General features: G+C 46.8%; 16 protein-coding genes. 13 read left to right on the top strand and 3 right to left on the bottom strand.

What is annotated here, in order from left to right; genetic code table 11:
- The first annotated feature begins 35 nt into the window (after window positions 1–35).
- The 3 genes from serC to ACESON_RS01200 all read left to right on the top strand — a co-directional run bounded on the left by serC (window position 36) and on the right by ACESON_RS01200 (window position 3656).
- Window positions 36–1121 carry a 3-phosphoserine/phosphohydroxythreonine transaminase gene (serC, locus tag ACESON_RS01210; RefSeq protein WP_177959823.1) on the top strand — a complete coding sequence of 362 codons (1086 nt, stop codon included), beginning with the start codon at window positions 36–38 and terminating at the stop codon, window positions 1119–1121.
- Window positions 1118–2278 (top strand): phosphoglycerate dehydrogenase, encoded by a 1161-nt coding sequence (locus ACESON_RS01205; protein ID WP_373108100.1) that lies wholly within the window; start codon window positions 1118–1120, stop codon window positions 2276–2278. The genes serC and ACESON_RS01205 overlap by 4 nt, the downstream gene beginning before the upstream one ends.
- Window positions 2279–2414: 136 nt before the next feature.
- Entirely contained in the window at window positions 2415–3656 is a 1242-nt protein-coding gene (locus tag ACESON_RS01200) for a DUF1015 domain-containing protein (protein WP_373108098.1), read from the top strand.
- 62 nt (window positions 3657–3718) lie between these two features.
- On the opposite strand, the gene ACESON_RS01195 is transcribed toward ACESON_RS01200, so the two are convergent.
- On the bottom strand, window positions 3719–4603 hold the full coding sequence (locus ACESON_RS01195) for a S8 family peptidase (RefSeq protein ID WP_373108095.1): 885 nt from the start codon (window positions 4601–4603) through the stop codon (window positions 3719–3721).
- Window positions 4604–5216: 613 nt separating this feature from the next.
- On the opposite strand from ACESON_RS01195, the gene recA reads away from it, so the two are divergent.
- The 4 genes from recA to ACESON_RS01175 all read left to right on the top strand — a co-directional run bounded on the left by recA (window position 5217) and on the right by ACESON_RS01175 (window position 9713).
- Window positions 5217–6326, top strand: a complete 1110-nt coding sequence (gene recA / locus ACESON_RS01190) for a recombinase RecA (protein WP_177959827.1) — start codon at window positions 5217–5219, stop codon at window positions 6324–6326.
- 2 nt (window positions 6327–6328) lie between these two features.
- Window positions 6329–6787, top strand: a complete 459-nt coding sequence (locus ACESON_RS01185; protein ID WP_373108093.1) for a regulatory protein RecX — start codon at window positions 6329–6331, stop codon at window positions 6785–6787.
- A gap of 125 nt (window positions 6788–6912) precedes the next feature.
- A complete protein-coding gene (gene rny / locus ACESON_RS01180; RefSeq protein ID WP_177959829.1) occupies window positions 6913–8457 on the top strand; it encodes a ribonuclease Y in 1545 nt (514 codons plus the stop codon).
- 284 nt (window positions 8458–8741) lie between these two features.
- Window positions 8742–9713, top strand: coding sequence for a hypothetical protein (locus ACESON_RS01175; protein WP_373108090.1), 972 nt, complete (start codon window positions 8742–8744; stop codon window positions 9711–9713).
- Here the strand turns inward: ACESON_RS01175 and ACESON_RS01170 are convergent.
- The gene (locus ACESON_RS01170) at window positions 9700–10836 is read right to left on the bottom strand and encodes a M23 family metallopeptidase (RefSeq protein ID WP_373108088.1); all 1137 of its coding nucleotides are present in this window, start codon (window positions 10834–10836) and stop codon (window positions 9700–9702) included. The two genes, ACESON_RS01175 and ACESON_RS01170, sit on opposite strands and share 14 nt — an antisense overlap.
- Window positions 10837–10936: 100 nt before the next feature.
- A complete protein-coding gene (locus ACESON_RS01165) occupies window positions 10937–11740 on the bottom strand; it encodes an MBL fold metallo-hydrolase (RefSeq protein ID WP_177959832.1) in 804 nt (267 codons plus the stop codon).
- Between the two features lie 95 nt (window positions 11741–11835).
- Between ACESON_RS01165 and ACESON_RS01160 the strand changes: the two genes are divergently transcribed.
- The 6 genes from ACESON_RS01160 to yfcE all read left to right on the top strand — a co-directional run bounded on the left by ACESON_RS01160 (window position 11836) and on the right by yfcE (window position 17233).
- Window positions 11836–13773, top strand: a complete 1938-nt coding sequence (locus ACESON_RS01160) for a fructose-1,6-bisphosphatase (protein ID WP_373108086.1) — start codon at window positions 11836–11838, stop codon at window positions 13771–13773.
- Between the two features lie 16 nt (window positions 13774–13789).
- Window positions 13790–14323 carry a DUF1700 domain-containing protein gene (locus ACESON_RS01155; RefSeq protein ID WP_373108083.1) on the top strand — a complete coding sequence of 178 codons (534 nt, stop codon included), beginning with the start codon at window positions 13790–13792 and terminating at the stop codon, window positions 14321–14323.
- A gap of 304 nt (window positions 14324–14627) precedes the next feature.
- Complete coding sequence (locus ACESON_RS01150) at window positions 14628–15242, top strand: NlpC/P60 family protein (protein ID WP_177958477.1); 615 nt, start codon at window positions 14628–14630, stop codon at window positions 15240–15242.
- A gap of 405 nt (window positions 15243–15647) precedes the next feature.
- Window positions 15648–15869, top strand: a complete 222-nt coding sequence (locus ACESON_RS01145; protein WP_177958478.1) for a hypothetical protein — start codon at window positions 15648–15650, stop codon at window positions 15867–15869.
- A gap of 146 nt (window positions 15870–16015) precedes the next feature.
- Window positions 16016–16387: a rhodanese-like domain-containing protein gene (locus ACESON_RS01140; RefSeq protein ID WP_373108081.1), complete on the top strand. Its 372-nt coding sequence runs from the start codon at window positions 16016–16018 to the stop codon at window positions 16385–16387.
- A gap of 279 nt (window positions 16388–16666) precedes the next feature.
- Window positions 16667–17233, top strand: coding sequence for a phosphodiesterase (yfcE, locus tag ACESON_RS01135; protein WP_177958480.1), 567 nt, complete (start codon window positions 16667–16669; stop codon window positions 17231–17233).
- Window positions 17234–17235 lie beyond the last annotated feature (2 nt).

Raw genomic sequence — 17235 nt, 5'->3', positions numbered from 1 at the left:
AGGAAAAGAAAAAGAAAAAGAGGGAGGAAGAAACAATGGGAAGAGTCTACAATTTTTCTGCAGGCCCGGCTGTTCTGCCGGAGGAAGTCCTGAAAGAAGCCGCTGATGAAATGCTTGATTACAGAGGCACCGGAATGTCAGTGATGGAGATGAGTCATCGATCTAAGGCATTTGAGACGATTATCCAGGAAGCAGAACAGGATCTCAGGGATCTGATGAATATCCCGGACAATTACAAAGTACTGTTCCTGCAGGGAGGAGCCCATTTACAGTTCTCCATGATACCGCAGAACCTGATGAAAAATGGTGTGGCTGACTACATTATCACCGGCCAGTGGGCGAAGAAGGCATTTAAGGAGGCACAGAAATACGGAAAGGCAGTAGCGGTTGCGTCCAGTGAAGACAAGACCTTCAGCTATATTCCGGACTGTTCCGATCTGCCCATCGATGATGATGCAGATTATGTATATATTTGCGAGAACAATACGATTTACGGTACGAAGTTCAAAACACTGCCCAATACAAAGGGCAAAACACTGGTAGCGGATGTTTCTTCCTGTTTCTTATCGGAACCGGTAGATGTAAGTAAATACGGCGTAATTTACGGCGGTGTTCAGAAGAACATCGGACCGGCAGGAGTGGTTATTGTGATTATCCGTGAAGACCTGATTACAGAGGATGTGCTTCCGGGTACTCCTACCATGTGTCAGTATAAGACTCACGCAGATGCCAAGTCCCTGTATAATACGCCGCCGGCATATGGCATTTACATCTGCGGCAAGGTATTTAAGTGGCTGAAGAAGCGCGGCGGTCTGCAGGCTATGAAGGAATACAACGAAAAGAAGGCTAAAATTCTTTACGATTTTCTGGACGAGAGCAAGCTGTTTAAGGGCACTGTTGTAAAAGAGGATCGTTCTTTGATGAACGTACCCTTTGTTACCGGTGATGCAGATCTCGATGCAGAATTTATCAAGGCAGCGACAGCAGCCGGCTTTGTAAATCTGAAGGGCCACAGAAGTGTAGGCGGTATGAGAGCCAGCATTTACAATGCAATGCCGATAGAAGGTGTGCAGAAGCTGGTAGAATTTATGAAAAAGTTTGAGGAGGAGCATCAGGCATGAGAAAAATTCACTGTTTAAACGCCATTTCCAAATATGGTACTGATCTTTTGAATGACAATTATGCACTGACCGGTGAGATCCAGGAAGCAGACGGCATTCTGGTTCGCAGCGCCTCCATGCATGAAATGGAATTTTCTGATTCTCTGCTGGCAATTGCCCGTGCAGGAGCCGGTGTAAACAACATTCCGCTGGATGCCTGCGCAGAAAAGGGTATCGTAGTGTTTAATACTCCGGGCGCCAATGCCAATGGTGTAAAGGAGCTGGTTCTGGCAGGACTGCTTCTGGCTTCCCGTGATGTTATCGGCGGAATCGGATGGTGCAAGGACAATAAAGACGATGCTAATATTGCAAAAACCACAGAGAAGAGCAAAAAGGCATTTGCAGGCTGTGAAATCAAGGGCAAGAAGCTGGGCGTCATTGGCCTGGGAGCCATTGGCGTTCTGGTTGCGAATGCGGCAGCAGGACTGGGCATGGAGGTTTATGGATATGACCCATATATTTCCGTTCACGCTGCCTGGATGCTTTCTCGTGAAGTGAAGCACACCACAAGTCTGGATGTGATTTTCCAGGAGTGCGATTACATTACCGTTCATGTGCCGGCTATAGACAGCACAAAGGGCATGATTAACAAGGAAGCTCTGGATCAGATGAAGGACGGCGTGGTGGTTCTGAACTTTGCCCGCGATGTGCTGGTGAATGATGACGATATGGCAGAGGCATTAAAGTCTGGAAAGGTAAAGAAGTATGTAACAGACTTCCCCAATCCCAAGTCTGCCAACATGGAAAATACCATTGTGATTCCGCATCTGGGCGCATCTACAGAGGAGTCTGAGGATAACTGTGCCAAGATGGCAGTGGAGCAGCTGATGGAGTATCTGGAGAACGGAAATATCAGAAATTCTGTCAATTTCCCGGCCTGCGATATGGGCGTGAAGAAAACAGTATGCAGAATCAGCGTGCTTCATAAAAATGTTCCGAACATGATTGGACAGATTACAGGAGCTCTGGCATCCGGCGGAATCAACATTTCTGATATGACCAATAAGAGTAAGGATAAATACGCTTATACCCTGATGGATCTGGATCACAGTCCGTCTGAGGATGTGATTCGGAAGCTGAATGAGATTGACGGAGTTCTGAGAGTCCGCGTGATTTAATATTTGTAACAGTTCAGCCTTGCGTGGATTCGGTCAGAACAACTCGTTGAAAGCTTGCTTTCATAAGAATTTTTCTGCCAGATCTCCCACCGTCCTGAATAGTTACCGGAAAATTAGGAAAAGAAAGAGGAATTTTATGGCGGAGATCAGACCATTCCGGTGTATCCGTCCCAGTAAGGAAGCGGCGTCAGCAGTGGCGGCGCTTCCTTATGATGTTTATGACCGGAAAGAAGCAAAGGAAATTGTGAAGAAAAATCCGCTGTCATTTTTGGCAGTGGATCGGGCGGAAACTCAGTTTGAGGATGGAAAGAATCCCTATGCCCCGGAGGTTTATGAACAGGCGGCCAGGACCCTAAAGAGATGGCAGCAGGAGGGGATTTTGACAGAGGATGAGTCGCCGTTTTATTATCTGTATGAGCTGGTGATGGAGGGACGTGCCCAGACAGGAATTGTGGCCTGCGCATCGGTGGATGATTACAGCAGCGGCGTGATTGCACGTCATGAAAATACAAGAGAAGAAAAGGAACAGGATCGGATCCGCCATGTGGATGTGACAAATGCCCATACGGGACCGATTTTTCTGGCATATCGTTCTCAGGAGGAATTGAACAGTCTGGTAGCCCTGGAAAAGAAAAAAACGCCTTTGTATGATTTTATTTCAGAGGATGGAATCTGTCACAGAGTCTGGAAAATCGAGGATCCGCAGAAGGCAGAAGAGATTCACCGTATTTTTTCAGGAATTCCAAGAGTTTATATAGCAGACGGCCATCACCGTGCAGCTTCTGCAGTAAAGGTTGCAGCTATGCGCCGGGAAGCGAATCCATCCTGGACAGGAAACGAGGAGTTTAATTATTTTCTTTCAGTGCTGTTTCCGGATGATCAGCTGATGATTATGCCCTATAATCGGGTAGTGCAGGATTTGAATGGCCTTAGCCGGGAAGAGTTTCTGAAAAAAACAGAAAGATATTTTGTTGTAACAGAAAGAGGAAGGAAGGCCTTTTCTCCAGAACAGAAGGGACAGGTGGGAATGTATCTGGATGGGAGCTGGTATCAGCTGGATGCCAGACCGGAGATTTGCACCGATGATCCGGTAAAGGGGCTGGATGTATCCATTCTCCAAGACAGAATATTAGGTCCTCTTCTGGGAATTGGAGATCCCCGGACTGACAGCAGAATTCGTTTTGTAGGCGGAATCCGCGGACTTTCAGAGCTGGAACGGCTGGTGGACAGCGGTGCAGCTGTGGCCTTTTCCATGTACCCGACCTCGATCAGAGAGCTGTTTGAAGTGGCAGATGCAGGGCTTCTCATGCCTCCGAAATCTACCTGGTTTGAACCAAAGCTGCGCAGCGGCCTGTTTATTCATGCAATAGAGAAATGAGAATGCAGATGTGGAGGACTTTTGTAAGAACGGTTCTGGCAAAGCGGAAGGAAAGCGGCGGATTATCGAAGCAGTTCCCCAATATCGACCAGACCCCAGCCCTGCTGATTGCGGGGAAGCCCCAGATCTACGGCTCGTTCCCGGAGAAGGAGCTTGACATCACGGTTGCTGAGTTCTGGACATTTTTCCAGAAGAAGAGCCAGGGCGCCGGATACATAGGGTGTGGCCATACTGGTTCCGCTTTTGCAGGTATAGCGTCCGGGGAAGTTGGCACAGCTTAAAACAGAGGCTCCGGGAGCTACTACATCTGGCTTGCAGATACAGGAACAGGTGGGGCCTCGACCGGAATAGTCAACCATCCGGCTGCCCATAACATTGACCTCCTGGTTATCGTCAGAACAGCCTACGGTGATTACCTTTCGGCTGATGCCGGGAGTTGTGATGGTTCCGCTGCGGGGTCCCATATTGCCCGCGGCAACGACTACAATCAGCCCTTCGTCCCAGGCGGCGTTGACGCCCCGGACGAGGGCTGAATTTTCGTTCATGTTTTTTCTGGAAAAGGAGCCGACAGAGATATTGACAATACGGATCTGGTAAAGCTCTCTGTTTTCCCGAATCCACCGAAGGCCGGAGAGAACATCAGAGGCATATCCGTTTCCGCGCCGATCCAGGACCTTAACTGGAATCAGATGGCATTCCGGCGCAAGACCGCAGCAGGAGCCGGAGGAGGCATATCCATTTCCGCCGATAATTCCGCATACATGAGTGCCATGTCCGTTGTCATCATAGGGAAGCCGTTTCCGTCCGACTATGTCCCGGAAAGCGGCGATTCTGTTTTGAAGATCTTCATGGAGAAAGCAGCCGGTGTCCAGTACGGCAACACCGATGCCGCGGCCGGTAAGCCGGTGCGGCTCTGTTTTCCAGGCATTTCTATTTGTCCGACACACCAAAAGATACCTGTTATTTTTTTACTATTATGGTATTCCAGGCAGGTCTGAAGGTTGACAGGAGGATCTTAATAATTTCCTAAGAATCTATTTAAACAATATACACACATTTTCCGGGCATCTGTGATATACTTTAACCATAGAAAGAGAAAAACAGATAAATCCTTAATCCTTTTTTGAAATCCTAATTCCGAAAGAAAAATGCACCCTGTACCCATCCATCACGGTACAGGGCTTTTTCTTTTCCATAAAAAAGTTCTCCATGGCCGTAAATTTGATTTACACAGGTGCATACAGGAGAACTTTCAACTTTTTTTCTGCCTGAATCTTCGCACGGCTGAATTGTTACGGAATTGTCGAAAGGTGTCATTTTTTGCGATGGAAGAGGTTTGACAGGAAAAAAATTCCTGTGTTATAGTATTCATAAGACAGCAGATCCTGGAAAGGCAGCTGTGCCTTTCTGTCCGGCATATCGCCAGATTTCCTATTGTTATTATCTGATTTTTGAAAGAAAGAAGTGGTGCCTTTGGGCATAAGTTAATATTGACTTTTTTAGGGAAGTATACTATGATTAGGACAGAGAAAAAGAACGTCTGTTCGCTTGGAGGATAATATGACTAGAGATGATAAATTAAAGGCGCTTGATGCAGCCATTACCCAGATTGAAAAGTCCTATGGAAAGGGCTCGATTATGAAGCTTGGCGATTCCGGCGCGAATATGAATATTGAGACGGTTCCTACCGGCGCGCTTAGCCTGGATTTGGCCCTTGGACTGGGAGGAGTACCCAAGGGGCGGGTGATTGAGATCTATGGCCCGGAGTCCAGCGGTAAGACAACGGTTGCTCTTCATATGGTGGCAGAAGTACAGAAGCGGGGCGGAATTGCGGGATTTATCGATGCAGAGCATGCCCTGGATCCGGTTTATGCTCGGAATATTGGTGTAGATATTGACAATTTATATATCTCTCAGCCGGACAACGGTGAGCAGGCACTGGAGATCACAGAAACCATGGTTCGCTCCGGCGCTGTGGATATTGTGATTGTAGACTCTGTAGCAGCACTGGTGCCGAAGGCAGAGATTGACGGTGAGATGGGAGATTCCCATGTAGGACTGCAGGCTCGCCTGATGTCGCAGGCGCTTCGAAAGCTGACCGGTGTGATCAGCAAGTCCAACTGCTCTGTTATCTTTATCAACCAGCTTCGTGAAAAGGTTGGCGTTATGTTTGGCAATCCGGAGACTACGACCGGCGGGCGGGCCCTGAAGTTCTATGCATCTGTCCGGATGGATGTGCGCCGGACAGAGTCGATTAAGGTCGGCGGTGAGGTAGTGGGAAACCATGTCCGGGTAAAGGTTGTAAAGAACAAGATTGCGCCGCCTTTCCGTGAGGCAGAATTTGACATTATGTTTGGACAAGGTATCTCCAGAGAAGGAGACATTCTGGATTTGGCAGTGAAGGACAACATTGTGGAGAAGAGCGGAGCTTGGTATGCGTATAATGGAGCTAAGATTGGGCAGGGACGCGAAAATGCAAAGGGATATTTAAAGGATAATCCCAGAATTTGTGCAGAGATTGAGCTGAAGGTGAGAGAGCTTCACGGACTTCCGGGAGACGTAGTGATTCCGGAGCTGTCTGATGAGGAAATGAAGAATGCTTCTGGAAAGGCAAATGGAGCGCCTGCATCCGGAAAGGTCGCAAATTCTGCTGAAGAAGGACTTCTGTAGAGATGAGACAGGTGCGGACTGCCAGAGACTGTGCGCTTTCCCTTCTGGAATACCGGGACAGGACAGAGGCAGAGATGCGCAGAAAGCTGAAGGAGCGGGAGTATGCTCCGGAGGCGGTAGAGGAAACAATTTATTTTTTAAAAGAATACCATTATCTTGATGATCAGGAGTACGCCAGAAAATATGTGCGGACTGCCGGAGCGGGAAAGAGCATCCGGCAGCTGCGTCAGAGTCTGCTGAGTAAGGGGATTTCCAGAGAGATACTGGATCTTTGCTTTGAAGAGGAGACAGTAGATGAGGAAGAGGCTGTCCGGCGTTTTTTGAAGAAAAAAGGATACACTGACGGAGCCGGAGAAGATCCAGAGAAGACCAGAAAGCTGGCAGCAGCTTTGGGACGCCGGGGATTTTCCTTTGAGACAATTCGCCGAGTGATGGAGGAATTGACAGACACCGTTCTTTGACGCAGCATAAATTTTGTCCAGTATTCCCAGTTGGGGATGTAAGATACTTGACATAATGCATAAAACAGTTTAAAATTGAAGTGTTGTATTGGTGTACAATGAAAACTAAATAAGGAGGTGCTCCTGTGTCAACGATAATAGCAGTTGTTATAACACTGGTTGTTGTGGCGCCTATTACCTGGATATCTGCTGTGAATCACCGGAAAAAAACTTACGAAAGTAAGGTTGGTACAGCAGAAATAAAAGCCAGAGAGATAATAGATGAAGCGTTAAAGACGGCAGAGACAAAGAAGCGAGAAGCTCTCCTGGAGGCGAAGGAAGAGTCTTTAAAGACTAAGAATGAGCTGGATAAAGAGACAAAAGAGAGAAGAGCTGAGCTTCAACGCTATGAAAGACGTGTACTGAGCAAAGAAGAGAACTTAGACAAAAAAGCGGAAACCATGGAACGGCGGGAAGCTGGTATTGCATCCCGTGAAGAAGCCCTGAACAGGCGGAATGCAGAAGTGGAAAGTCTGTACGAGAAAGGGATACAGGAACTGGAGAGAATCTCCGGCCTTACCTCCGAGCAGGCCAAGGAATATCTTCTCCGTTCTGTTGAGGCAGAGGTCAAGCATGACACTGCCAAAATGATCAAGGAGCTGGAAAACAAGGCCAAGGAAGAAGCGGATAAAAAAGCTAAGGACTATGTTGTGACTGCCATTCAGCGATGTGCGGCAGATCATGTGGCTGAAACTACAGTATCGGTAGTTCAGCTTCCGAACGATGAGATGAAGGGACGCATCATTGGACGTGAGGGACGCAATATTCGTACCCTGGAAACCATGACTGGTGTAGAGCTGATTATTGATGATACTCCGGAAGCGGTAGTATTATCAGGATTTGATCCCATCCGTCGTGAGGTGGCCAGAATTGCTCTGGAGCGTTTGATTGTGGACGGACGGATTCATCCGGCCAGAATCGAAGAGATGGTAGAAAAGGCACAGCGGGAAGTGGAATCAAATATGCGTGAGGATGGCGAGGCAGCTACCCTTGAGGTAGGTATCCACGGCATTCATCCAGAGCTTGTGAAGCTTCTTGGCAAGATGAAGTTCAGAACCAGTTATGGTCAGAATGCACTGAAGCATTCCATGGAGGTTGCGCAGCTGGCCGGCCTTCTGGCATCTGAGGTAGGCGTGGATGTTCGTATGGCAAAACGCGCCGGTTTATTACATGACATTGGTAAATCCATTGACCATGAGATGGAAGGATCTCATGTACAGCTTGGTGCAGAACTCTGTAGAAAATATAAGGAGTCTGCAATTGTAATTAATGCTGTTGAGTCCCATCATGGCGATGTTGAGCCGCAGAGTCTGATCGCATGTCTGGTTCAGGCTGCTGATACAATATCTGCAGCAAGACCTGGTGCAAGACGCGAGACTCTGGAAACATATACCAACCGATTGAAGCAGTTAGAGGATATTACCAATTCCTTTAAGGGTGTGGATAAGTCCTTTGCGATTCAGGCAGGCCGAGAGGTTCGTATCATGGTAGTTCCGGAGCAGGTAAGCGATGATGACATGGTACTGATGGCCCGCGAGATTTCCAAGCGTATCGAGGATGAGCTGGAATATCCGGGACAGATTAAGGTAAATGTGATCCGCGAATCCCGGGCTACAGATTATGCAAAATAAAAATTCAATGTAATAAGAATGGAGCAGGTCGGTATTCTATCAGAAGAGATAGAACACCGGCCTGTTTTTGTTTTCTTTCATGGGAAAGTTCGTCCTATGACAGAAAACGTTCCGCGTCTTTTTTTCAGTCTGTTTCTGAGTTGTTTCTTACAATTTCCGGTGGAAACTTAAGAATTCAGTTCCTGTATTGACAGGAGAGAAACAATGTAATAGAGTGAAAGCAGATTAGATGCAGCCTCTTTGGAGATAGAGGTTTGTACGGGCACAGAATGGGGGAAAGAAACATGAAACACAGAAAAAAGTTAGCAGCGGCGGCTATGACTGTTTTGATGGCAGCATTGATGGCGATGCCGGCGATGGCAGCCAGCAGAAAGAAGATCAGTTCTGTTAATCTGGAGATAGAAGCGGACATTCAGCCGGATACCCGTTACGGTGAGGAAACGATAGAGGTTGACACAAAGGGCGGGAAGTACTCCTTTGATTATTATGAGATTGAAAATACCGGTTTTGAGTGGACCAGAGAAGATATTCCTCAGATTGTGATTTATCTCAGAGCAGATGAGGGATATTATTTCTCGGTAAGCAAGGCCAGTTCAGTAAAGCTGAGCGGCGCTACTTATATTAAGGCATCCAAACAGGACTCCTCTGAGATTTTGAAGCTGACAGTGAAGCTTCCTCCTTTGGCGGAGAGTGTAGGGGATCTTACAGAGGTAGTCCTTACAGACAATGGATATGGCATGTGGGACGCAGTTCCGGGGGCAGCTACCTATGAGTTCCGTCTTTATCGGAACGGGGAAGGAATCGGCGTTACCATGTTAAGTACAACAGGAACCGATTACAATTTCAAGGATATTATGGATCGCCCCGGAAGCTACCAGATAAAGATTCGTCCGGTCAATGGCCTGAATGTGTCCAATAAGGGCGAGTGGATGGAATCCAATATTGTAAATCTCTCCAAAGAGCAGGCAGCCGCTATCCGGAATGGAGAGGCAGGCAGCCGTCCTCTGCGGGGCGCGTGGAAGTCCAACGCTCAGGGAAGCTGGTATGAGCTGGAGGATGGTTCCTACCCGATGAACCAGTGGATGGAGCTGGAAGGACAATGGTATTTCTTTGATGAAAATGGTTATATGAAAACAGGATGGATTGAATGGAATGGAAAGAAGTACTACTGCAATAAAGCAGGAGTGATGCAGAAGAATACCACCACTCCTGACGGCTATATTCTGGATGAAAACGGAACACTTAAGAATGATTAATATTCTGCTCTTTGGCCCCGCCGGGTACGGCGGGGTCTTTTATTTGCCACAAACGATAATATTCCTTGGTTTCCTGATTTTTTATGGTTTCTGAACGGTTCATGGAGAGGAAGCGGGCAAGCTCGTAGCAGTCAATCCAGATTTGGTTGTTTCCGTCCTTTTGAGATTCATCAAAAATCAGCTGGAGACCAAAGTGAAGATGGGGAGTGTCAATATTATTGGTGTTTTCCTCAGTGCTGTAGCCGGTGCGCCCAAGATATCCGATGACATCTCCGGCCTGTACAATGCTGCCTTGTTTCAGAGATTTGTGATAGGGATAATTTTTTCTCAAGTGTGCATAGTAATAGTAACGTTTTTTGTCGAAGCTTCGGATTCCCAGCCTCCAGCCTCCGTACTGGTTCCAGCCGATGGCCTCGACCTGCCCAGATTCCACACAGATAATGGGAGTCCCCACCTGTCCCATGAAATCATGTCCCAGATGACGGCGCTGAAATCCGTAACTGCGTGAAGCACCGAAATCGTCGTAATCCTCATAAGGAAAATATCGGGCAATGGGACTGAATGCCTTTAGTCCGTATCTGGACTGCCAGACAGGTTCAGAATATCCGCTGTCATCTGGTTTCCCCGGTTCCTGAATTTGATATTCCCCCACAAGCCCTCCTAAAACGGCTGTGTAGGCTTCCAGATAGTAAGGATAATATTTCATACCCCTTGTCACTTCCTCCATAGAGGAGCCATTCTGGAGCTTTTGAATAAGTTGTTCCAGATCGGCCTTCTGATATTGGGAAAAATCGCCGCCGTATCTGGCACCAAGAAAGGCGAGAAGGGAAATCCAGTCCCAATGACAGGGGGAAAGATAGCTGGTAATATCGTAATGAAGCGCCTGATTCATGGCTTCTGCGGTTACATCAAAATCAACCCATTGAATGAAGTTTTTCTGTTTAGAGGAATCAGGATTCTGGTTGGAAACAGGAGCTGAGACAGAGCGGGGCGGTTCAGGCTGGAATGGGGAAGCGGGCAGACTGGAAAACAGAAGGGCAAGAAAAAGGGCCACTGCAGCCAGAATCGGAAAAAAACAGTTTTTGAAAATCCGAAAAGGCTGATTCTGATGTTTTAATGACATAAAAAACCTCCCTGTACGACCGTAATTCTTCACAGTGTATGGGGAGGTTTAAAAAAATATGACAGGGTTCCAAAAAGAAATCCCCGGATGAAAACAAAAATTACAGCTCCAGAATCTCTCCGTCATCAGGAACGAACAGATTTCCATGATAATACTGTTTTCCTTCATTCAGGTAAAGCTCTTTTCTGCGTCCTACAGACTTGTCCTCCGTATGCCAGAGTACCAGATTGCCGATGTGGAGCTCCTCCGCCAGACGGGCAGCGTCCATAACCGTGCTGTGGTGCTTTTCATAAGGCTTGAATCGCTCCCGTTCACCGTAAAGACAGAAGGCCTCGTGAAGCAGCCAGTCGCTTCCCTCAACATAGGGAGCACAGATGGGATTGTAGGGCTCGTCGCCGACACAGGTCAGCTTTTTCCCATTTTTTAAAGTGGTAGTAAAGCCGAATTGCCGCGCTTTGGTAGAGTGAATATCAAAAAAAGTAACCTCGTAGTCCATGATGGAAAGCGTTTCCCCGTCATGAACAGGAATCAGATGAATCCGGTCACCAATGAGTCGGTAAAATTTGCCCTGAAGAGTCAGACGGCAGAATGTGTCAATCGTAGAGGTCAACTGATCGTGGCAGTAAATGTTCAGATCGCCGTCGTAGGTGCCATTTAACATACGGGTAGCAATAAAGCGTACCATCCAGACTACGCCAAGAAGGTGATCCGTATGCTCATGGGTGACAAAGAGATCATGGATCTGGGAATACTGGACGTTCATTTTGTCAAGAATCTGCAGAATACCGTTGCCGCCGCCGGCGTCCACCATGAAAAAGCGATCTTCATTGCGAATGGCAAAGCAGGTATTGTAATAATGAATAACAGCGGCATTTCCCGTGCCGAATACGTATAATTGTTCCATAGGATGGGCTCCTTATCTTTTGATTAGAACTTTTCATTTACTTCAGATTATGTTACTATATTTGTTAGAGAAAATCAACCTGGGGAGGATTGAAAATGAGAGATTTGGCATATCTGAAGCTGCTGGCAAAGGAATATCCAAGTCTGAAGGCAGCATCCAGTGAAATTATCAATCTGATAGCGATCTGCGGCCTGCCCAAGGGCACGGAATATTTTTTCAGTGATCTGCATGGTGAATATGAGGCATTTATTTATCTGCTGCGCAGCGCGTCTGGAATTATCAGGGAGAAGATCCGGGCAACCTACGGCTATATTATTCCGGAGGAGGAGCAGATGGAGCTGGCAAACCTGATTTATTATCCGGATCGGAATTTGAACAAGATTATTCAGCAGGGGCGAGGTACGGAGGACTGGCAGAGGATTACGGTAAACAGACTGGTTCAGATCTGCAAGGAGGTATCTTCCAAATATACTCGTTCCAAGGTTCGTAAAAAAATGCCCAGAGAATTTGGCTATGTAATCGACGAGCTTCTTCATGTGGATTACAATGATGAAAATAAGCGGGTATACTATGAAGAAATTATCCGTTCCATTATTGATACAGGAATTGCTGATAAATTTATTGTGGCTTTGTGTGAGCTGATTCAGAATCTGGCTATTGACAGTCTTCATATTATCGGAGACATTTTCGATCGAGGGCCGCGGGCGGACATTATTATGAATGAGCTGATGCATTTCCATGATGTGGATATTCAGTGGGGGAATCATGATATATCCTGGATGGGAGCGGCGACGGGAAACCCTGCGTGTGTATGTAATGTGCTGCGGATTGCTATCAGCTACAACAGCTTCGATGTTCTGGAGGACGGCTATGGAATTAATCTGCGCCCGCTGTCTATGTTTGCTTCAAAGGTGTACCGGGATGACCCCTGCAGCCAGTTTACGCCGAAAATTCTTGATGAAAATATATATGATGCAGTAGATCCGGGGCTGGCAGCTAAAATGCATAAAGCGATTGCTGTGATTCAGTTTAAGGTGGAAGGACAGATTATTAAGCGTCATCCCGGCTACAAGATGGATGATCGGATTTTGCTGGAGGCGGTGGATTACAGCAGAGGTGTGGTTACGATTGAGGGAACAGAATATCCCATGCTGGATACGATGTTTCCCACCATTGATCCCAAGCATCCTCTGCGGCTGACAAAAGAAGAGGACGAGCTTTTGCACACTCTGATTATGTCCTTCCGACACAGCGGACTTCTCCACAAGCACATCCGTTTCCTCTACACCAACGGCGCCCTGTACCAGTGCCATAATGGAAATCTGCTTTACCACGGCTGCATTCCCATGCGGCCGGACGGAAGCTTTGAGGGAATGATCTGCAATGGGGAGGAGTTGACAGGAAGAGCACTTATGGATTATATTGGAGAACAGATCCACAAGGCATATTTTTTGTCGGAGGATGATCCGGAGAAGAATGGAGCCAGAGATTTTATGTGGTATCTGTGGTGCGGAGCCAAGTCGCCTGTATTCGGAAAAGATAAGATGACAACCTTTGAGCATTATTTTGTAGCGGATAAGGCAACACACAGAGAGCGGCTCAATCCTTATTATAATCTGAGTCAGCAGGAAGATGTCTGTGATCGGATTCTTCAGGAGTTCGGACTGTACGGCGAAGGTTCCCACATTATTAATGGTCATGTGCCTGTAAAGATCAAGGATGGAGAAATGCCCGTTAAGGCTAACGGCAAGCTGTTTGTTATTGACGGAGGACTCTCCAAGGCTTATCAGAAATACACGGGAATCGCAGGCTACACGCTGATTTATAATTCCCATCACCTGGCTCTGGCGGAACATAAGCCCTTTAATCCAGAGCAGGAAAATACGCCCAGAGTTGCGATTGTAGAAAAAATGAAAAACAGAATCATGGTAAGCGACACAGATAAGGGAAAGGAGCTGATGGCTCAGATTGAGGATTTAAAAGAGCTTTCAGCAGCCTACCGCCGGGGCGATATTAAAGAACAGGCAGATTGAAACAGAAGGAGAATGAATGAGTAAAAACGAATTTATCCAGGGACTGGAAGCAGCCCTGTCCGGCAATGTACCGCCGGAAACAGTTCGGGAAAACCTGATTTATTATCGGGATTATATCCGGACAGAGCTGGAAAAAGGCAGAACAGAGCAGGATATTATGGATGAACTGGGAGATCCCAGACTGATTGCCCGAACGATTATGGATACAACGCCGGGAGCTGAGGAGGGGGCATTTGAGCCTTATCACTTCCGTGGTTTTTTTGGCGAAGGCAGTCAGACGGGCAGCTACAGCCAGGGAAGCGGATATGGTCAGGACAGTTCCTACAGCCAGAATGACGGCTATACTCAGGGAAGCGGTTCCCGTGGACATGTCCATTATTATAATCTGAATAAGTGGTACTGGAAGCTGTTGGCCGTGGTCGTGGTCGTTCTGTTTTTGATGCTGCTCTTTACACTGATTACCGGCTTTTTAAGCCTGGTGATTCCCATGCTGCCAGTATTGGGACTGATTGCAGTAATTATGTGGTTTGTAGGCGGCCGGCGCAGATGATATTCCTGTTTTTGTGTCATAGGAAATTGCGTTCTATGACATAAAAACGCTCCGCGAGGATCGCCATGCGGCAGAAGAGAATTTTGTCGCAGAAGCGACCCGCCGCAGGCGGAGAAGCTCGCGAGCGAGCTTCTTTTTCATGCCAATTGTCGGGATGTTATAAAATCTTAAAATAATTATTAACAATATGTAAACAATAACCAGGATCTCTTGACGGATATCCTGGTTATGTGTATAATAAGCCTGTAACATATTTAACAATTATGTAACATTTGAAATAAAGCATTCATGATTGGAGAAGAAAATGAAGCGGTCCGTATTATACGCAGCAGCAATGATGGCAGTAACCGGAGTAATGATGTGGCACAATCCTATGATTTCCCATGCAGAACCTGTACAGGAGGAAGCAGTTCAGATATCGGAAGTATTGCTGGTTCCGTCAGAAGAAGAGGTTCTGGCACAGAGCGGACCGGATGCGGAAATTCAGAAAGCCCTCGCAGAAGCAAAGGCAGCTGAGGAGGCAGCAGCTCAGGCGGCTGAAGAGGCAGAGGCAGAACAGAATGCCCGTCAGAGCCTGGTGGATTATGCATTGCAGTTTGTAGGCGGCGCTTATAAAGCCGGCGGAAGCGATCCCCATACGGGCGCTGACTGTTCCGGATTTGTGAAATATGTGATGCAGTACGGCGCAGGAATTTCCATGAATCGCTCTTCTACTTCTCAGTCTACACAGGGACAGGCTATTGATGCCAGTCAGATGCAGCCGGGGGATTTGATTTTTTACGGAAATGGTTCCCGCATCAATCATGTTGCTATGTACATAGGAGATGGACAGATTGTTCACGCTTCCACTTATAAAACAGGAATCAAAACATCAGAATGGGATTATCGGGATCCGGTAAAGATCATTACGATGTTTTAAAAAGAACAGGATATTATAGATAGAAAAGGCAGTACCGTAAAGACACCAGAAGGTGAGGGGCGGCGCTGCCTTTTTCTGTTATAGGAAAGAAGTCCATGCGGTGTGAAGCGTTTTGGGGAAGAGAGGGAACAATTCTTTAACAAAAATCTAACGAATCTGGAAAAGAAATGGAAAAGGCATACAGGAAAACAGCCGACCAGGGGAGCTGATCGGCTGTTTTTGAGGGGAGTATAAATAATTAATAAGGCTGAAGAAACGGACTTTAAGGGAAATCACATTTCTTCAAAATAGATTATAATGTTTTTTCGCAAAAAAATCAATCTATATTTTTGAATAATATTGCGCAGATCAGACATACTACTCCTGTAACCAAGTTCAGGGATCGCCGAATCAGGAGGTTAAACCATGAAAGACTATTACAAAGATATGGAAAACAGCAGAAATTCCAGCAGAAACGACAGCCAGAATTGTGACAGAAATTCCAGCAAAAATTCTAGCAGAAATGACAGTCAGAATTCCAGCAAAAATTCCAGCAGAAACGACAGTCAGAATTCCAGCAAAAATTCCGGCAGAAATGACAGCCAGAATTCCAGCAGAAATTCCAGTCAGAACAACAGCCACAGATAAAGCCTTTCTTTTGTAAGAGAACAGCCGCAGGCATTTGTTAAGAAGAACTGGGAAAGAAATGTCATTGGAAGAATGACGGAAAGAACAGAGTATATAGAGATATGTACCCTGTTCTTTTTTTGTAGGTCATAGGAAATTGCGCCGCTATGACAAGCATCCCTGATTTTGTATATGATATAGTAAAGAAAAGAATAGAAAGGGATATCATGTGGTATCTGATAAGCGGAGCGGATCTGGAGGAATTGCTGGAACAGGAAAAGGATATGGTGCTGGTCGATATGCGCGACAGGCAGTCCTATGAAAAAGGTCATATATGCGGGGCAGTTCATATTCCGGGAGAGGAACTGATGAGCCGTCTGGAAGAGCTTCCGAGGAATCGGCTGATTGTTCTGTATTGTTATCATGGACCAAACAGTATGAGGGCAGCAAGGCAGCTGGCACAGTTGGGGTATGAGGTGGCTGATGTGTACGGAGGCATTTTAGCTTACCGGGGAAAATATATGGTGCGAACTCGTTGACAACCCTATATCCAGGCTATAAAATAACAGTAACCATTCAGGACGGCGGGAGATCTGGCAGAAAAAACCGTGTCAAGCTTGCTTGTAAGCGGATTTTGCCGCCAGTTCTCACATCGGAGGAATCTCCGATGCTTCTTGTTCGGCTTTGCCGGACAAGAAGATGGCCCGTCCTGAACAGTTGCAGATAACAGTTATAACTGTAAAAAAGCCTGAAAGGGTTTGGGGCAGCGCCCCATGAAAATTGCCCCAAAAGGCAGAAGATAAGAGGAGACAGCAGCTATGAAATATATGTTTGCATCAGACATTCACGGTTCTGCATACTACTGCAGAAAGCTTTTGGAGGCTTACCGCCAGTCCGGCGCAGAGCGCTTGATTCTTCTGGGAGATATTTTGTATCACGGCCCCAGAAATGATTTGCCCAGGGAGTATGCTCCAAAGGAAGTAATTTCCATGCTTAATCCCATGAAGCAGGAGCTTCTGGCTGTCAGAGGAAACTGTGAGGCAGAGGTGGATCAGATGGTTTTGGATTTTCCGGTTCTGGCAGATTATGCTGTGCTTGTTTTGAACGGTCTGACCTTTTTTGCAACGCACGGTCATGTGTTCCACCAGGATCATATGCCGCCGTTAAAGGCCGGAGATATTCTTGTTCATGGTCACACCCATCTTCTGAAAGCAGAGAAAGTGGGGGAAAATTATATTTTAAATCCCGGTTCCGTTTCCATTCCCAAGGGAGGAAATCCGGCAACCTACGGAATTCTGGAGGAGACTTCTTTCCGGATTCTGGATTTTGAAGGAAATACAGTGAAGGAGATTCGGCTGGACGGAAAGCCGGAAGAGACGGTATAAAA

Origin of the sequence: Lachnoclostridium sp. Marseille-P6806 (assembly GCF_964238185.1) — a bacterium.
In the GTDB taxonomy this organism is placed as follows: Bacteria; Bacillota; Clostridia; order Lachnospirales; family Lachnospiraceae; genus Brotaphodocola.
Note: the sequence above shows the minus strand (reverse complement) of the source record. Positions and strands in the feature narration are given on the sequence as shown.